Source organism: Falsirhodobacter xinxiangensis, assembly GCF_004959935.1.
Classification (GTDB): Bacteria; Pseudomonadota; Alphaproteobacteria; order Rhodobacterales; family Rhodobacteraceae; genus Falsirhodobacter; species Falsirhodobacter xinxiangensis.
Map to the genome: position 1 here is coordinate 106,096 of NZ_SMYN01000010.1, position 14,481 is coordinate 120,576.

The 14,481-nt window shown below is 62.6% G+C and carries 16 protein-coding genes; 8 read left to right on the forward strand and 8 right to left on the reverse strand.

From position 1 onward, the window contains the following. Positions 1-42: 42 nt before the first annotated feature. Genes rsmI through gshB form a run of 3 tightly spaced genes read left to right on the forward strand, consistent with a single transcriptional unit; the run spans position 43 to position 2,168 of the window. A complete protein-coding gene (gene rsmI, locus E2K76_RS13195; RefSeq protein WP_136684804.1) occupies positions 43-870 on the forward strand; it encodes a 16S rRNA (cytidine(1402)-2'-O)-methyltransferase in 828 nt (275 codons plus the stop codon). After that, positions 867-1,208, forward strand: coding sequence for a YraN family protein (locus tag E2K76_RS13200; protein ID WP_136684806.1), 342 nt, complete (start codon positions 867-869; stop codon positions 1,206-1,208). The genes rsmI and E2K76_RS13200 overlap by 4 nt, the downstream gene beginning before the upstream one ends. Positions 1,209-1,235: 27 nt before the next feature. Beyond that, the gene (gene gshB, locus E2K76_RS13205; RefSeq protein ID WP_136684807.1) at positions 1,236-2,168 is read left to right on the forward strand and encodes a glutathione synthase; all 933 of its coding nucleotides are present in this window, start codon (positions 1,236-1,238) and stop codon (positions 2,166-2,168) included. Here the strand turns inward: gshB and E2K76_RS13210 are convergent. Continuing rightward, positions 2,137-3,648, reverse strand: a complete 1,512-nt coding sequence (locus E2K76_RS13210) for a YifB family Mg chelatase-like AAA ATPase (protein ID WP_136684809.1) — start codon at positions 3,646-3,648, stop codon at positions 2,137-2,139. The genes gshB and E2K76_RS13210 overlap by 32 nt on opposite strands. Before the next feature lie 39 nt (positions 3,649-3,687). After that, a complete protein-coding gene (locus E2K76_RS13215) occupies positions 3,688-4,053 on the reverse strand; it encodes a hypothetical protein (protein ID WP_181952903.1) in 366 nt (121 codons plus the stop codon). Positions 4,054-4,589: 536 nt separating this feature from the next. Between E2K76_RS13215 and E2K76_RS13220 the strand changes: the two genes are divergently transcribed. Beyond that, positions 4,590-5,906, forward strand: coding sequence for a cation:proton antiporter (locus E2K76_RS13220; protein WP_136684811.1), 1,317 nt, complete (start codon positions 4,590-4,592; stop codon positions 5,904-5,906). A gap of 128 nt (positions 5,907-6,034) precedes the next feature. Here the strand turns inward: E2K76_RS13220 and E2K76_RS13225 are convergent, their stop codons facing one another. The 3 genes from E2K76_RS13225 to E2K76_RS13235 all read right to left on the reverse strand — a co-directional run bounded on the left by E2K76_RS13225 (position 6,035) and on the right by E2K76_RS13235 (position 8,247). Continuing rightward, entirely contained in the window at positions 6,035-7,060 is a 1,026-nt protein-coding gene (locus E2K76_RS13225; protein ID WP_136684813.1) for an extracellular catalytic domain type 1 short-chain-length polyhydroxyalkanoate depolymerase, read from the reverse strand. Positions 7,061-7,084: 24 nt separating this feature from the next. Next, positions 7,085-7,501 (reverse strand): CopG family transcriptional regulator, encoded by a 417-nt coding sequence (locus tag E2K76_RS13230; protein WP_136684814.1) that lies wholly within the window; start codon positions 7,499-7,501, stop codon positions 7,085-7,087. Positions 7,502-8,040: 539 nt separating this feature from the next. Next, on the reverse strand, positions 8,041-8,247 hold the full coding sequence (locus E2K76_RS13235) for a cold-shock protein (RefSeq protein ID WP_136684816.1): 207 nt from the start codon (positions 8,245-8,247) through the stop codon (positions 8,041-8,043). A gap of 457 nt (positions 8,248-8,704) precedes the next feature. Here E2K76_RS13235 and E2K76_RS13240 point away from each other — a divergent pair, with 457 nt between their 5' ends. Then, complete coding sequence (locus tag E2K76_RS13240) at positions 8,705-9,793, forward strand: transglutaminase family protein (protein ID WP_136684817.1); 1,089 nt, start codon at positions 8,705-8,707, stop codon at positions 9,791-9,793. Positions 9,794-9,802: 9 nt separating this feature from the next. On the opposite strand, the gene E2K76_RS13245 is transcribed toward E2K76_RS13240, so the two are convergent. From E2K76_RS13245 to E2K76_RS13255, 3 genes are all read right to left on the reverse strand, one after another. Next, entirely contained in the window at positions 9,803-10,039 is a 237-nt protein-coding gene (locus E2K76_RS13245; RefSeq protein WP_136684818.1) for a hypothetical protein, read from the reverse strand. Positions 10,040-10,303: 264 nt separating this feature from the next. Continuing rightward, on the reverse strand, positions 10,304-10,549 hold the full coding sequence (locus E2K76_RS13250) for a hypothetical protein (RefSeq protein WP_136684820.1): 246 nt from the start codon (positions 10,547-10,549) through the stop codon (positions 10,304-10,306). A 305-nt stretch (positions 10,550-10,854) separates the two neighbouring features. Then, complete coding sequence (locus tag E2K76_RS13255) at positions 10,855-11,490, reverse strand: tyrosine-type recombinase/integrase (RefSeq protein ID WP_136684822.1); 636 nt, start codon at positions 11,488-11,490, stop codon at positions 10,855-10,857. Between the two features lie 495 nt (positions 11,491-11,985). Here E2K76_RS13255 and E2K76_RS13260 point away from each other — a divergent pair, with 495 nt between their 5' ends. From E2K76_RS13260 to E2K76_RS13270, 3 genes are read left to right on the forward strand one after another with little or no spacing between them, the layout of a single operon-like run. Next, positions 11,986-12,951, forward strand: a complete 966-nt coding sequence (locus E2K76_RS13260; protein ID WP_136684824.1) for an ABC transporter substrate-binding protein — start codon at positions 11,986-11,988, stop codon at positions 12,949-12,951. Beyond that, positions 12,948-13,778, forward strand: coding sequence for an ABC transporter permease subunit (locus E2K76_RS13265; protein ID WP_220432236.1), 831 nt, complete (start codon positions 12,948-12,950; stop codon positions 13,776-13,778). The genes E2K76_RS13260 and E2K76_RS13265 overlap by 4 nt, the downstream gene beginning before the upstream one ends. Beyond that, positions 13,751-14,479 (forward strand): ABC transporter ATP-binding protein, encoded by a 729-nt coding sequence (locus E2K76_RS13270; protein ID WP_136684827.1) that lies wholly within the window; start codon positions 13,751-13,753, stop codon positions 14,477-14,479. Before E2K76_RS13265 ends, E2K76_RS13270 begins: the two co-directional genes overlap by 28 nt. The last annotated feature ends 2 nt before the right edge of the window (positions 14,480-14,481 follow it).

Genomic DNA, 14,481 nt, shown 5'->3' on the forward strand with positions numbered 1-14,481 from the left:
ATGCCGATCACGGGGTGTTGGCAACTTTTTGAAGGATGACCGATGCTCGCGCCGGGACTGCACTTCGTCGCCACGCCCATCGGGGCGGCGCGCGACATCACCTTGCGGGCGCTGGATATCCTGCGCGACGCCGATGTTCTGGCTGCCGAAGACACGCGCACCCTGCGTCATCTGATGGAGATTCACGGCATCCCGCTGGGCGGACGTCCGCTGGTCGCCTATCACGATCACAACGGCGATTCCGCCGGCCCGCGCTTGATCGCCGCGATGAAGGATGGCAAGTCGGTTGCCTATGCGTCCGAGGCGGGAACGCCGCTGGTTTCCGATCCGGGGTTCGAATTGTCGCGCGAGGCGATTGCGGCGGGGCTGACGGTGCTGACCGCACCGGGGCCGTCGGCGGTTCTGGCCGCGCTGACCATCGCGGGCCTGCCGAGCGACCGGTTCCTGTTCGCGGGGTTCCTGCCCAGCACATCGTCTGCCCGCAAGAAGGCGCTGGCCGAAGTCGCGCCGATTCAAGCCACACTGGTCTTCTACGAATCCCCCAAACGCATCGCCGCCACCCTGCGCGACATGGCCGAGGCTTGGCCCGACCGCCGCGCCGCCGTCTGCCGCGAGCTAACCAAGAAGTTCGAGGAAACCACGCGCGGCACTGTCGCGGAACTGGCAGAGGCCTTTGCCGACCGCAGCGTGAAGGGCGAGATCGTGCTGCTGGTGGATCGCGGCGCACCCGAGGTCGCGTCGGAGGAGGACGTCGAAGCCGCCCTGCGCCGCGCGCTTGAAACGCTTTCGGTCAAGGATGCCGCCGCCGAAGTGGCGCAGCGCCTGGGCCTGCCGAAACGTGACGTCTATCAGATGGCGCTGAAGCTGTGAGCCTTGTGAACCACCATGCGGGTTTGGCGGCGGAAGACATCGTCGCGCGGCACTATGCGCTGCCCGTCGCCGCGAAGCGCTGGAAAGGGCCGGGCGGAGAGGTCGATCTGATCCTGCGCGATGGGGCGACCGTGATCTTCGTCGAGGTGAAGAAGTCCCGCAGCCACGCCGCCGCCGCCCTGCGTTTGACCCCGCGCCAGATCGCCCGCATCCATGCCAGCGCGAGCGCCTTTCTTGGCGGCGAACCCGCAGGCCAGCGCACCGACTGCCGTTTCGACGTCGCGCTGGTCGATGGCACGGGCCGGGTCGAGGTCATTGCCAACGTGCTCGGCCCCTGACACAAAAGCGCCAAAAGGAGAAGACGCATGAAGGTCGCATTCCAGATGGACCCCATCGGGTCGGTCAATATCGACGGCGACAGCACCTTCCGCATCGCGCTGGAGGCGCAGGCGCGGGGGCACAGGCTGTTCCATTACCACCCCCAGCATCTGGCCTATGACGAAGGGCGGATCACCGCGCGCGGCCAGTGGATGACGCTGCGCCGCGAGAGGGGAAATCACGTCGATCACGGCCCGGACGAGGTGGTGGACCTGAGCAGCTTCGACGTGGTCTGGCTGCGTCAGGACCCGCCCTTCGACATGGGTTACATCACCACGACGCATCTTCTGGACATGCTGCCGAAATCGGTGCAGGTGGTGAACAATCCGTTCTGGGTGCGGAACTTCCCGGAAAAGCTGCTGGTGCTGCGCTTCCCCGAACTGACGCCGCCGACGATGATCGCGCGTGACCTCGCGACCATCCGCGAGTTCAAGGCCAAGCACGGCGACATCATCCTGAAGCCGCTTTACGGCAATGGCGGCGCGGGCGTGTTCCGGCTGGACCCGAACGACCGTAATCTGGCATCGCTGCACGAGCTGTTCACTTCGATGAGCCGCGAGCCGCTGATCGTGCAGAAATACTTGCCCGCCGTGACCAAGGGCGACAAGCGCGTGATCCTGGTCGATGGCGAGCCCATCGGCGCGATCAACCGCGTGCCGCAAGAAGGCGAAACGCGGTCTAACATGCATGTCGGCGGACGGGCAGAGAAGGTCGAGCTGACCGAGCGCGACCGCGAGATCTGCCGCATCATCGGCCCCACCTTGCGCGATAACGGCCAGATCTTCGTCGGCATCGACGTGATCGGCGACTGGCTGACCGAGATCAACGTGACCTCGCCCACCGGCCTTCAGGAGCTGGAGCGGTTTGACGGCACCAACGGGGCCGAGATCATCTGGCAGGCGATCGAAGCGAAAGCCTGAAGCTGACGGCCTCGGCGATATGGGGCTGGCGGACCTCGTCTTCGCCCGCCAGATCGGCGATGGTCCGCGCCACCCGCAGGATGCGGTGATAGGCGCGGGCCGAAAGACCGAACCGCTCTGCCACTTTCGACAAAAGCGCGCGGCCCGCATCGTCGGGGGTGGCGACGGCTTCCAGCAAATTGCCCTCGGCTTCGGCATTCACGCGGGCGCGGGTGCCGTCATAGCGATCCGCCTGAATGGCCCGCGCCGCCGCCACCCGCGCCGCGATCTGGGCCGAGGTATCCCCGGTCGAAGGACGGTCTAGGTCGGTATAGGCCACCGGCGGCACGTCCACGCGCAGGTCGAACCGATCCATCAGCGGGCCGGAAATGCGGCCAAGGTAATCCTCGCCGCAGACCGGGGCGCGGCTGCAGGCTTGCGACGGATCGGAAAGGTAGCCGCAGCGGCAGGGATTGGCCGCCGCCACCAGCAGGAACCGGCAGGGATAGCGGATATGGGCGTTGGCGCGGGCGACCATGATCTCGCCCGTCTCGATCGGTTGGCGCAGGGTTTCCAGCACGTTGCGCGGAAATTCGGGAAACTCGTCAAGGAACAGCACGCCGTTATGGGCAAGGCTGACCTCGCCCGGTTTCGCACCGCGCCCGCCGCCGGTGATCGCGGTGGGGGACGCGGTGTGGTGCGGTTCGCGAAAGGGGCGCGCGCGGCTGATCCCGCCTTGCAGTAGCCCCGCGACGGAGTGGATCATCGACGTCTCCAGCGCCTCGGCCGCCGAAAGCGGGGGCAGGATGCCGGGCAGGCACGAGGCGAGCATGGATTTACCCGATCCCGGCGTTCCAACCATCATGACATGGTGCCGCCCTGCCGCCGCAATCTCCAAGGCGCGTTTGGCGCGTTCCTGTCCTTTCACCTCGCGGAAGTCGCGTTTGGCGGCGGGGGTGACAGCCTCTCCCGGATCGACGGGGGGCAGGGGGGACTGGCCGGTGAAATGGCGCACCACATCGGCCAGCGATCCGGCGGCCAGAACTTCGGTCGCGCCGACCCATGCGGCCTCCGGCCCGCAGGCCTTGGGGCAGACCAGCGCGCGATCCTCCTCGGCGGCGGTCATGGCGGCGGGCAGGGCGCCCAGCACCGGGGTCAGCCGCCCGTCCAGCGACAGCTCTCCCAGAGCGACGACGCCCTCGACCTCGTCCCGGGGGATGATGTCCAGCGCCGCCAGCAGGGACAAGGCAATCGGCAGGTCGAAGTGCGAACCTTCCTTGGGCAGATCGGCGGGCGACAGGTTGATCGCCACCCGTTTCGACGGCAGCGCGATGGACATGGCATCCAGCGCGGCGCGGACCCGTTCGCGCGCTTCGGACACGGCCTTGTCGGGCAGGCCGACGATGGTGAAGGCCGGAAGGCCGGATGACACGGCGCATTGCACCTCGACCAGCCGTGCCTCCACGCCCTCGAATGCGACCGTGAAGGCGCGCGTGACCATATCCCACCTCGTTTTGGTTAATGGGTAGGGGCCGGGGGTTTAAGAAAGGTTAACGATCTTCATGAAGGCAGGCCATGCTTCGGGGTCAGCCACGGTCTTGTCGCGGCAGAACGGGTTGCAGAAGTCATAGACCCGGCCACCGAAGGTCAGAAAGTCAGTCACGGGCTTGCCTGAATAGGGGCAGGCCTCGTTCACCGAAGGCCCCTCGCAGGCGGCGGCGGGCTGGACCGGCATCGGCCAGTCTTTCTGCGGCCAGTCGCGGGCATAGGCGGGTTGGTCCGCGCCGTCCACCAGCCCCATCGCCCGCCAGCGCCGGAAGGACGGATGCGCCAGATGCGCCGCGACGTAGTCGGGATGCGCGGTGGGCAGCGAATGGCCCGCGATCCGCGCGGCGACCGGGGCCACAAATTATCCTGACAGTCAAGTTCAATGTAGGCGAAAAATGATGCATTGCAAAGTAACCGCCAGATTACCACCTCCTGCCTCAGCGCGTTGATCCGTTATTCGCTTGTGCCATAGCTGGGCGGGCGCAGACGTCCGTCATTTCCGCTCGAACCGGACAATCGCAAGGTGCGGGCACCGCTCGATGCGAAAGCCCCAAAGCCGTCATTCGCACCCGCTGCGGCGAATGCAGTTGCAGCGTATCCCCCGAGAAAGAAAGCCAGAGGCTTATTTCAGAGCAGATGGATGCACGCCGCGCGGTGAAAGCGGGACGTTCGGCTGAGGGCTCGGAGGCCGGAGAAGCGGCGCATCTTCCTGCTGCTCACGCCAAGCATGACCTCGGTAAACGCGGTCCGGTTTGGTCACGGCGCACAGAACCGGAAAATCGTGAAGAATACGGCCTGCGCCGGCTGATTTACGGAGCGGCGCCAAGTCTGATCGCCGAGCGTTCGTGCGCACTGATCCCGTGGACCAAAAGGCCCCGTCGGGTGTTGTAATGCATGGAAACGTTCCTGCACCCGGACCCATATATCCTACTCCTGACAGGGGCGGGTGCGCTAATCGCTCTGGTAGCGTGGCTACCGCTCGCGTTGCGGCGCCTGCCCCTGTCGCTGCCGGTCGTCTGCATTAGCCTTGGCGCCGCGATCTTCTCTCTTCCTCAGGTGACGCTGGTGCCATCGCCGCTGGATTACCCAGAGATCACCGAGCGGTTTTCCGAATTCGTGGTCATCATCGCGCTGATGGGCGCGGGCCTGAAGATTGACCGCGTGTTCGGAATGCGGCGCTGGCAAGTGTCGTGGCGGCTGATCCTCATCACCATGCCGCTGAGCATCCTTGCCATCACCGCCTTGGCAGGGATCTGGATGGGGTTGCCATGGACCGTCGCCCTGCTTCTCGGGGCGGCACTGGCACCAACAGATCCCGTCTTGGCGTCGGATGTGCAGGTCGGTCCCCCGCGTAGCGGTGAGGAAGATGAAGTGCGTTTCGGCCTGACGTCCGAGGCGGGGATGAACGACGGCGCCGCGTTTCCCTTTGTGCATCTGGCCATCGCGCTGACGTTGGCCGCGTCCACCGGCGAGCCCTGGGTGCTGACATGGCTCGGCTACAACGTGCTGTGGGAGATCGTGGCGGGCGTCCTAGGCGGTTACCTCATCGGGCGCATCTTCGGCTGGATCACCTTCAACATACCTGCCGAGACGAAGCTAGCGCAGACCGGCGATGGCCTCATCGCGCTGGCGGCGACCTTCGTGTCCTATGGGCTGACCGAGATCATCCATTCCTACGGTTTCCTGTCGGTCTTCGTGACGGCCCTGACTTTTCGTCATGCCCATCGCACGCATGATTTCCACCGCGAGATGCACGACGTGACCGAGCAGATCGAGCGTTTGGCGATGATGGTGCTTTTGCTTTTGTTCGGCGGAGCGCTGGCCACGGGGCTTCTGGCCGCCCTGGTCTGGACGGATGTGGTGGCGGCGGCGGTCATCCTGCTGCTGATCCGTCCAGCAGCCGGGCTTCTCGGGCTTTGGGGCCTGTCCGCGAGCCGGACCGAGAAGCTGACCATCGCCTTCTTCGGCATTCGTGGTGTCGGATCGATCTACTATCTGGCCTATGGCCTGAATTACATGCCGGTGGAGGGCGCAAATCGGCTATGGGCAATCGTTGGCCTCGTCATTCTGGCGTCGATCCTGATGCACGGACTGACAGTGACACCCATAATGCGCTGGCTGGACCGAAGCCACGGCCGCGATCCAGACGCAGGCGCCGCCCCGCCGCCCGGATTGCAGGGACCGAGCGCCGAGCGGCAGGATGGCACTTGATTACCGAGGAGGCGCCAGGGCGCACCACCGCAATCCAGCGCGCGGCGCGGTGACGCGAAGGTGGCAAGAAGTTGGAGCTGCACAGGTGTTGGAGTGGAGCGCTGTTGCCTCGCCTGTTAGACCGGAAGCTACCGGTGCTTCAAAAAGAACCGAACCATTTCGGCACTCGCGTCGGGGCCCGTCGCGTCCGTGTAGGATCCGTCAGGCCCGCCGCCTGACCAGGCATGACCCAGTCCGTCGATTTTCCAATGCTCAATCAGCAACCTGCCTTCGACCGTCTCAGTGATCTCGCAGGTGAAGGTCCGACCGTTTTTTCGGCCGGTGCGGCTTTCCGACAGCGTTTGCGCGGGCCCAGCGCGAACAATATCATCTGCAATCGCGACAGCATTTGTCAGGTTAACAGTATGATCTTCCGTGCCGTGAAAGACGATTGTTCGGGGGGCATGTTTTGCCGACGCGCGACGATCCTTTGCGTTTCCGGACATCGCAGCGAACGCGGACGGCACATCTGTGGCAGCGCCGTAGGGAAGCCCCGAATGGGCTCCCACGGCCGTGAAGACGTCGTTGTATGTCTCCCCCAGGATTACGGCCATCGCCGCCCCTGCAGACAGCCCAGCGACGAATGTCGTCTCAGGAGTCACACCAAATTTCCGGGCGGTTTGAGCAGCAAGACCGGCGAGGATTGCTGGCTCTCCGCGACCACGTTGCTGATCCCCGCGACTGAACCAGTTCCAGCATGACTGGGCATTGTCGCCCCGCGATTGCTCCGGGTAGACAACGACAAAACCATGTTGATCCGCCACCGCGTTCATTTTGGTGCCAGCTGCGAAATCCAAAGCAGTCTGGGTGCAGCCATGCAGCATCATAAGGAGGCCGGCTGCTCCATCCTTCGCGCTTGCCGGCACATACGTCATGTAGCTGCGGCTTCCGGCGTCACAGGTAAACCTTGCCTGCTCGAAACTCGCGCCAGGCGCGATCAAAGCCGCAGGCGCGGCGGGACTTTTTCTGGGTGATAAGTTCGGCATGGGCGCAGAAATAGAGCCACCGGGTGCTAGCCCATGCTGCGCCAGAGTGCGGCGGACGAGGTCATTTGCCGAGGCCAAACGCGCGTCGTGGATCGTCAGGCGCATTGCGCCAGCAGAGAACTTCTTCATCCCGATGTTCCTATTTGCGACTGTTTAGGATATTCGGTCAGCGAGCGCCGCCCGAACTTCTGCGCTGGCTTGCAGCGCGCCCAGCACTGTGATCGAGCCGATCGCCACCCGTGCAAGTTCCGGTGTTACATCGGCAGCAATTCGGGCAAGGCCGACAACCTTGACATGGAGAACCTCGCCGGCATCACGCAAGGCTTCGAGTTCAGCACGACCGTAGTCGCGCAAGCCAAGTTCCATCGTGTGCCGCTCAATAGACCGAGCGACGATCTCACCGTGATGCTCAAGCTGATTTCGGATGGCAGTTCGAATGAAATCGCTCCGGTTCGAGTAGAAACCTTCCTGCACCAGAAGATCAATTCGTCCTAGGTCAACATAGCCAAGATTAAGGGTGATCTTTTCGCTTTCCGGAGTTCTTTCGCGCAGTTGCCGCACGTTATCCATCGATCGCCTCCACCATCCACACGGATGGTATATGGATGTTCCACCGAGGGTTCAAGAGGGCTGATGATCGGGGCCCATTCTGAGCTAGCCGCCGGCAATGAGCCCCCATTCATGGAAACGACACCACGAAGCTTGCAATCGAGGTGCTGCTTTGCGCGACTATGTCAAACAGCCCGGTGATGACAGCTCACAGTCGCAAGCATTCGAAACCTGCCTTTGCCTTCTGTTCCCCGCTCGAATCGAGGGCTTCAATCCGCACGACATAAACTCGCTAACAACTGCCCCTGGGGTGTCGCACCAGCGTTCGCGAGCAGACAATTGGTGCCGTGCCGAGTTCGCCTGACTAGCCGAGATGTCGGGGATCTCGGTAAGTGCCATCTGCCAGTTGGCGAAAAAATTCGGCCCAGCCGAGTGGCTGCGGAGCCTCGCGAACTGTTGTCGCTTCAGCGTGCCCGTCGTTCCGTATCTTACCAGCCATGATCTATCCTAAACAAAAAAAGGCGCGGCATCTGCCGCGCCACCTGTGCATTTGGCCGAACTTAAGCGAGAGAGAGGTCTATCGCGGATTCGCGGCCGTTGCGATCATTCTCGATCTCGAACGTCACAGCCTGCCCGTCATTCAGCTGGCGGATACCAGCACGCTCAAGCGCAGAGACGTGAACGAACACGTCTTTGGTGCCATGCTCTGGCTGGATAAAACCAAACCCTTTGGTTGTGTTGAACCATTTCACGGTGCCATTGGCCATCGTGTGTCTCCTGTAAGGATCCGCCCGCGACATGCGGCGGCGTGGCTCAGTCGTCAAATGCTCGACTGAAGCCGTTAGGAGACAGAAGTTCAAGATCAGGGTCTTTGCTGATTACAGATGGGGCTGCCGGGGCATTATTACAATGCCGCCGCAGAGCAATGTGCAACAGCCATGATTTCTACGCCGCGGTGTTTGAGGGGCAGTCGTGAAATTGGGAATGGTTCTCGCGGCTTCGACGATCGGACCCGGCATAGGACGCTCTCAGAAAATCCGGGGTTAGCATCGCACATCCATGCGGCGATGGAATGAGCCATTCGCAACGCTAGCTTATTGGCAAGGGAAGACCGCATTTCCATGCGCTCCGTGGTGGCGCCGCAGGCTGGGTTGTCCGGCGGCGTAGCCGGGCGACACGCCGTCCGTTTGCCCTCTGATCCGGCGAATGAAAAGGAAGCTGAAGATGCCGACGCTGAACATCGTCCACCGGACGACATATCGCTATCGTGCGCCTGTGCAGTTGCTGCCGCATCGACTGATGCTCCGGCCTCGGGAAAGTTACGAGCTCAAGCTCCTGTCCCATCAGGTCGAATGTTCCCCCGCGGCAAAGCTGACCTGGTCAAGCGACGTTTTTGGCAATGGCCTCGCAACGGCACGTTTTCAAGAACAGACCGATCTGCTGGTTATCGAGAGCCACACGCAGGTCAAATCGGGCGCGCCCGCATGGCCTGTGTTCGATATCGATGCCTCGGCCATATCATACCCGTTCTCGTATGCGGATGACATCTGGACCGACCTAGGGTCGTTTACAATTCGGCAATACGCCCCCAAGGACGCCACTGTGGAGCCATGGGCCCGGAGCTTTATTGCCTTTCCGCAGACAGACACGCTCTCGCTCTTGAAAGACCTGAATCTCGGTGTGCACCGCGAGATCCGATACGAGAGCCGCGAGGACGAGGGCACGCAATCGCCGGAACAGACCTTGGACGTTGCCGCGGGTTCCTGCCGGGACCTTGCGGTTCTTCTGGCAGACGCGGCACGTGCACTCGGCTTTGGTGCTCGCCTCGTGTCCGGCTATCTTTGGCCGGATAGCTTGGAAATTAAAGGTGCCGGCTCGACCCATGCGTGGGTCGAGATATTCCTGCCTGGCCCCGGCTGGATCGCCTTCGATCCGACCAACGGCACGATGGGAGCGGCCAACCTCATCCCGGTCGCCGTTGCTCGCAAAATCACGCAGGCCGTTCCGGTGTCCGGGAGTTTCAAAGGACCCGCGGGGGCCTTTGAGCGCATGGAAGTCGAGGTTGATGTGCGCAGTCTGGACCTGAGCCCAACTGCGGATAGAACCGTTGAGATCTATAAGAGCGCCAATGGTGATCGCTGGCTGCTGATACAGAACGGTGATCGTTCGGTTGTCCATCATGAGCCCAACTCCAGCTCAGGCGGGCAGGCCAGCGAAACGGACCTGCACTCCTTCCTGACAAGTCAGGGGCAAACGCCGCAGGGCGAAAGCCTTCGTCGCATGATCGAAGCCGGAGGCAAGGTGCCGAGCTAGATCAGTTCTTTACGGGCCGACGAAGATCTGTGTTTTGAAGCTCACTACGTCCGCGAGTCCTGCCTCCTCGAAGATTTGACGAATATCCTCGTCGGAAGCCGATATCGCTGGCAGGCTGAGGTGATCCAAGTCGGGCAGCCGCTCATGCAACTTCGAGATGAGGATACCATGTGCTTCTTCCTGACTGGCAGCCAGCAGGCTGCCGGTGTCGCCATCAATATCGTAGGTAAGTGAAGTCTGGGCCATGATGCCCTCCGATTCATGCTGGGTTGCAGTGAGTTTGGAAACGCGCCGCTCAGGCGTGATCGACCGAACGCGGGAGCGTCGGGTAAGGTGGGCCGTGAGCTGTTATGCCCCGACCGAACATAAGGCTGCGGGCTTGCATAGGCCGATAGGCACACGCTCCAGGGGGCGGATCACTGCTCTCCAACCGATGGACAATTGGAGATAGTGCCCTGCGCAAGATGCACTATATGCCTGATCTTAAACAGGAAGTTTAGCTTATTATCTTCATTTTGCAGGCTTGCGGAGTAAATCACCCCACATTGCCAGCCTGTGATCTTTCAGGGACAACGTATCGGGCGCCGCTGCTTTACGAATTGGCTGATAAGCAGGTGGCGGGCTTGGATGGCGGGTAAGAAGGCCCTTCCCGGCGGAACCATAGTCCAGATCGAAGATCGACCCGTGGTGTATGCTTGACGTTGGCTTGGCACGTGTAGCAGTCGCAATATTGGCAATTTTTGAGGTGGGGGCCATTATGGGCTCCTCCATTATTCTCCCGAGAGCATACTCGGCAGGTTATACATACCTAGGCCATCGCATCCTCGGGGCAATGAGGCGGCGAAATTGTCGGCCATGTTATCCAGCCCGAGCGCAGTCTGCTACATTCATCGGAGCTGCATCTTCGGGGCGGCGCTGCGACACTCGGCTTCCAAACTTGCCATGAAACCGATGCAAGAGCAAGGCTACTTCTGCGGTGCAGCGAATGGCGGGAATGTCCCACGGGCCGCCCAGGACGGCGGCCCTCCGAATATGTCGATCGTTGGGTCCGCCTTCGGCGATCAAAGATCGATGGCCTCTGAGATGGCCAGCGTGTCATCCACCTCGATCCCAAGGTATCGAACGGTGCTGTCCATCTTCGTATGTCCAAGGAGCAGTTGCACCGCCCGGAGGTTGCCGGTTTTCTTATATATCTGCGCGACCTTGGTCCGCCGCATGGAGTGTGTGCCATAGCTGCTGACTTCCAATCCGATCGAACTGACCCACTCACGAAGCAGGCGGGCATACTGCCTTGTCGACATATGCGGTCGGTCGTGGAACCGGCTGGGCCAGAGATACTGCATGCCGTTCATCGACGGACTGGCGATCCACTGCTTGAGGCAGGTGCGGGTCGTCTCAGTGATCTCGAACCTTACAGGCCGTCCGGTCTTCTGTTGAACAACCGACGCCCGTTCGCGGACCTGTCCCGCAGCGAAGACATCGCGCACCTGCAGGCGGACCAGATCGCAGCCCCGCAGTTTGCTGTCGATCGCCATGTTGAACAGCGCAAGATCCCGGAGGTCGCCGGACATCTCCAGCCTGATGCGGATGGACCAGACGTGCTTCGGCTGCTGCGGTCGCTTCTGGCCGACGATGCGTCCCTTGTTCCAGGCGATGCGTTGTGGTGGAAGAGGAGTGGTAACGAGTTCGGTGGACATGGCAGTGCCTTCCGATCCACCGCTCCCGCCCGCCTTTCGGAATGATGCTGGGTTATGATAGCACGACAAGACATCCTCGTCGCGTCGAGCCCTTAGCCACCATTCGCATCCTGTTCGCCAGCTGCGATCTGAAGCAAGCGTTTTTCGGCCTACGCCCGGCGGTCAGGCTCCCGATGTGCCGCATCGCGGCATCCCGGAAAGCAGACCGCCGTTGATACCGCAGAAGAAAACCTGACTTGCGTTTAGATATGACATCTCTGCCATCCGCTGGGCGGTCGAGATCACAGTGCATGAATTGCATCGTTGATCGCATTCGGACCATTGGTTCATTTGAATACCGGCTTCCATCGCCAGCAGGGTCGAGGCTCGAGATAAAGTATTCCCTTCTCTGAGGCCTGCTCTTGCAGAAGCTTTATTCCCCTTGGCAGCGTCGCTTTGAAACGCGACGAAAAATCCCGAGTGCTATGGTCGTGATGGAGATTGAATGGAGCAACCATGATGACCACCACGCTTTCACGCAGACGATTTGCAGCCCTGATGATGGCCGTGTCGACCCTTGCGGCCGCTCCGCTGCACGCGCAGGACGTGGTGCTGCGGGTGGGTGATCAGGTCGGTGCCGAACGTGCCCGTCTGGAAGCCGCGGGTCTGCTGGACGACGTTCCTTACCGCATCGAATGGTCGGTCTATCCGGCGGCGGTCAACCTGCACGAGGCGCTGAAGGCGGGGGCAATCGATGTTGGCTCGTCGGCGGATTCGCCTGCGGTGGCGGCCATTGCGGGCGGGTCGCCCGTCAAGATCGCGGCGGCCTTCAACAACGGCGGTCGCGGCACGTCGATCATTGTTCCGAAGGACAGCGATATCCAATCCGTCGCGGATCTGCGCGGCAAGACCATCTCGCCCACCACGCGGGGCAGCGTTTCGCATTATCTGGTTCTGGGTGCGTTGAGCCAGGCGGGGATTGATCCATCCGAAGTCACGCTGGCCTTCCTTGCGCCCACCGATGCCTCGGCCGCGTTTCAGGCGGGCAGCATCGACGCGTGGGGCACATGGGGCATCTATACGGCGCGGACGACGGGTGTTCTTGGTGCGAGGAAGCTGATCGACGGCGAGGGCATCAACAGCGGTTATTCCGTCTATGCCGCAACCGAAGACGCCTTGGCAGACCCCGCGCGCCGCGCAGCCATTGCGGATTATGCGGACCGGATGGAGCGTGCCTATGCATGGTCGCGCGACAACCACGAGGATTTCATCGCCTTCTACAGCGGCTTCACCAAGCAGGATGCCGAGGTCGTGGAGCCGATGTTCGAGGAACAGACCTCCTACGAACGCCGACCGCTTGACGACAAACTGGCAGCCGATCTTCAGCAGGTCTTCGACACATGGGTCGAGGCAAACGTGCTGCAGGGCGATCTGGACCTCGCATCCTTTGTCGAGCGGGAGCCGCTGGAGGTGTCGCAATGACGCTGATGACCCCATTCCGCCCCGCGCCGGATCTGGTGCGGCTGCGGCCCGCAGGCACCCGCCATGGCGCAGCACGCGGATTGCGGCGCGCCATAGGGCCTGTGCTGCTGCTGGCACTTTGGCAACTGGCGTCCATGACCGGCGTTCTGCCCGCCGAGGTTCTAGCCGCGCCCTCTACCGTCGTCGGCAGCGCCGCAGGGTTGATCGGGACGGGAGAGCTTCAGGCCGCGATCGCTGTCTCGCTGCAGCGGGTGCTGGCAGGGCTGGCGATTGGCGGCGGCATCGGCGTGTTGCTGGCCGTCACCGCAGGCCTGACACGGCTGGGCGAGGATCTGGTCGATGCGCCGATGCAGATGCTGCGCACCGTTCCCAACGTCGCGCTGATCCCGCTGCTGATCATCTGGCTGGGCATCGGCGAGGCGCCGAAGATCGCCCTTATCGCGCTGGCCACCGCCTTTCCGCTGTATATCAACGTTTACGCAGGCATCCGCGGCGTCGACCAGACGCTGGTCGAAGCGGCGCGGACGTTGGGCATGGGCCGCGCCGCGCTAGTGCGCCATGTCATCCTGCCGGGGGCGTTGCCGAATGCGCTGGTCGGTTTCCGTTACGCCTTGGGCGTCGCGTGGCTGGCGCTGGTCTTCGGCGAACAGATCAACGCGACCGCTGGCATCGGCTATCTGATGGCCACCGCGCGCGAGTTCTTCCAGACAGACGTCATCGTCGTCTGTCTTGTCGTTTACGCCCTTTTGGGGCTGGCCGTGGACTTCATCGTCCGCCTGTTGGAAAGGAGCCTTCTTGCATGGCGTCCCTCGTTCACCGGAACATAACCCAAGCCATCCCCGATGCTGTTCGCATCACCAGACTGAACCGCACCTTCGACGGTCGCCGTGTGATCGAGGGGCTGGACCTGTCCATCGCTGCGGGCGAGTTCGTGGTGCTGTTGGGTGCCTCTGGCTGCGGGAAATCGACGCTGCTGCGCATCCTCGGCGATCTTGACCGCGATTTCGATGGCGAGGTCGAGGTGCCCGCCCGCCGCGCCGTGGCATTTCAGGCGCCCCGCCTGATGCCGTGGAAGAAGGTCTGGCGCAACGTGACGCTAGGTCTGCCCCGAGCCGACCGCCAGCTTGCCGAACGCGCGCTGGCCGAGGTCGGCCTTTCCCACCGCGCCGATGTCTGGCCCAAGGTGTTGTCGGGCGGTGAGGCGCAGCGGGCATCCCTTGCCCGCGCGCTGGTGCGCGAGCCCGAGCTTCTGCTGCTGGACGAACCCTTTGCGGCACTCGACGCGCTTACCCGCATCAAGGCACAGGCGCTGGTCGCCGAACTGTGGCAGCGCCACGGTTGCGCGGTCCTTCTGGTGACCCATGATGTCGAGGAAGCCGCGCTGCTTGCCGACCGCGTGCTGGTCATGAAGGACGGCGTCATCGCCCATGAGCATCGCATCGACCTGCCGCGTCCGCGCGACGTGGCCGACCCCGCAATCGCGCGTCTCCGTGGTCGGTTCCTCGACTGGCTGGGTGTGCATCACTGAAA

Bases quoted from the DNA above. Each gene is read 5' to 3' on its own strand.
- rsmI (WP_136684804.1), top strand. From the start codon at position 43: ATGCTCGCGCCGGGACTGCACTTCGTCGCCACGCCCATCGGGGCGGCG.
- gshB (WP_136684807.1), top strand. From the start codon at position 1,236: ATGAAGGTCGCATTCCAGATGGACCCCATCGGGTCGGTCAATATCGAC.
- E2K76_RS13210 (WP_136684809.1), bottom strand. From the start codon at position 3,648: ATGGTCACGCGCGCCTTCACGGTCGCATTCGAGGGCGTGGAGGCACGG.
- E2K76_RS13220 (WP_136684811.1), top strand. From the start codon at position 4,590: ATGGAAACGTTCCTGCACCCGGACCCATATATCCTACTCCTGACAGGG.
- E2K76_RS13225 (WP_136684813.1), bottom strand. From the start codon at position 7,060: ATGAAGAAGTTCTCTGCTGGCGCAATGCGCCTGACGATCCACGACGCG.
- E2K76_RS13230 (WP_136684814.1), bottom strand. From the start codon at position 7,501: ATGGATAACGTGCGGCAACTGCGCGAAAGAACTCCGGAAAGCGAAAAG.
- E2K76_RS13235 (WP_136684816.1), bottom strand. From the start codon at position 8,247: ATGGCCAATGGCACCGTGAAATGGTTCAACACAACCAAAGGGTTTGGT.
- E2K76_RS13240 (WP_136684817.1), top strand. From the start codon at position 8,705: ATGCCGACGCTGAACATCGTCCACCGGACGACATATCGCTATCGTGCG.
- E2K76_RS13245 (WP_136684818.1), bottom strand. From the start codon at position 10,039: ATGGCCCAGACTTCACTTACCTACGATATTGATGGCGACACCGGCAGC.
- E2K76_RS13250 (WP_136684820.1), bottom strand. From the start codon at position 10,549: ATGGCCCCCACCTCAAAAATTGCCAATATTGCGACTGCTACACGTGCC.
- E2K76_RS13255 (WP_136684822.1), bottom strand. From the start codon at position 11,490: ATGTCCACCGAACTCGTTACCACTCCTCTTCCACCACAACGCATCGCC.
- E2K76_RS13260 (WP_136684824.1), top strand. From the start codon at position 11,986: ATGATGACCACCACGCTTTCACGCAGACGATTTGCAGCCCTGATGATG.
- E2K76_RS13265 (WP_220432236.1), top strand. From the start codon at position 12,948: ATGACGCTGATGACCCCATTCCGCCCCGCGCCGGATCTGGTGCGGCTG.
- E2K76_RS13270 (WP_136684827.1), top strand. From the start codon at position 13,751: ATGGCGTCCCTCGTTCACCGGAACATAACCCAAGCCATCCCCGATGCT.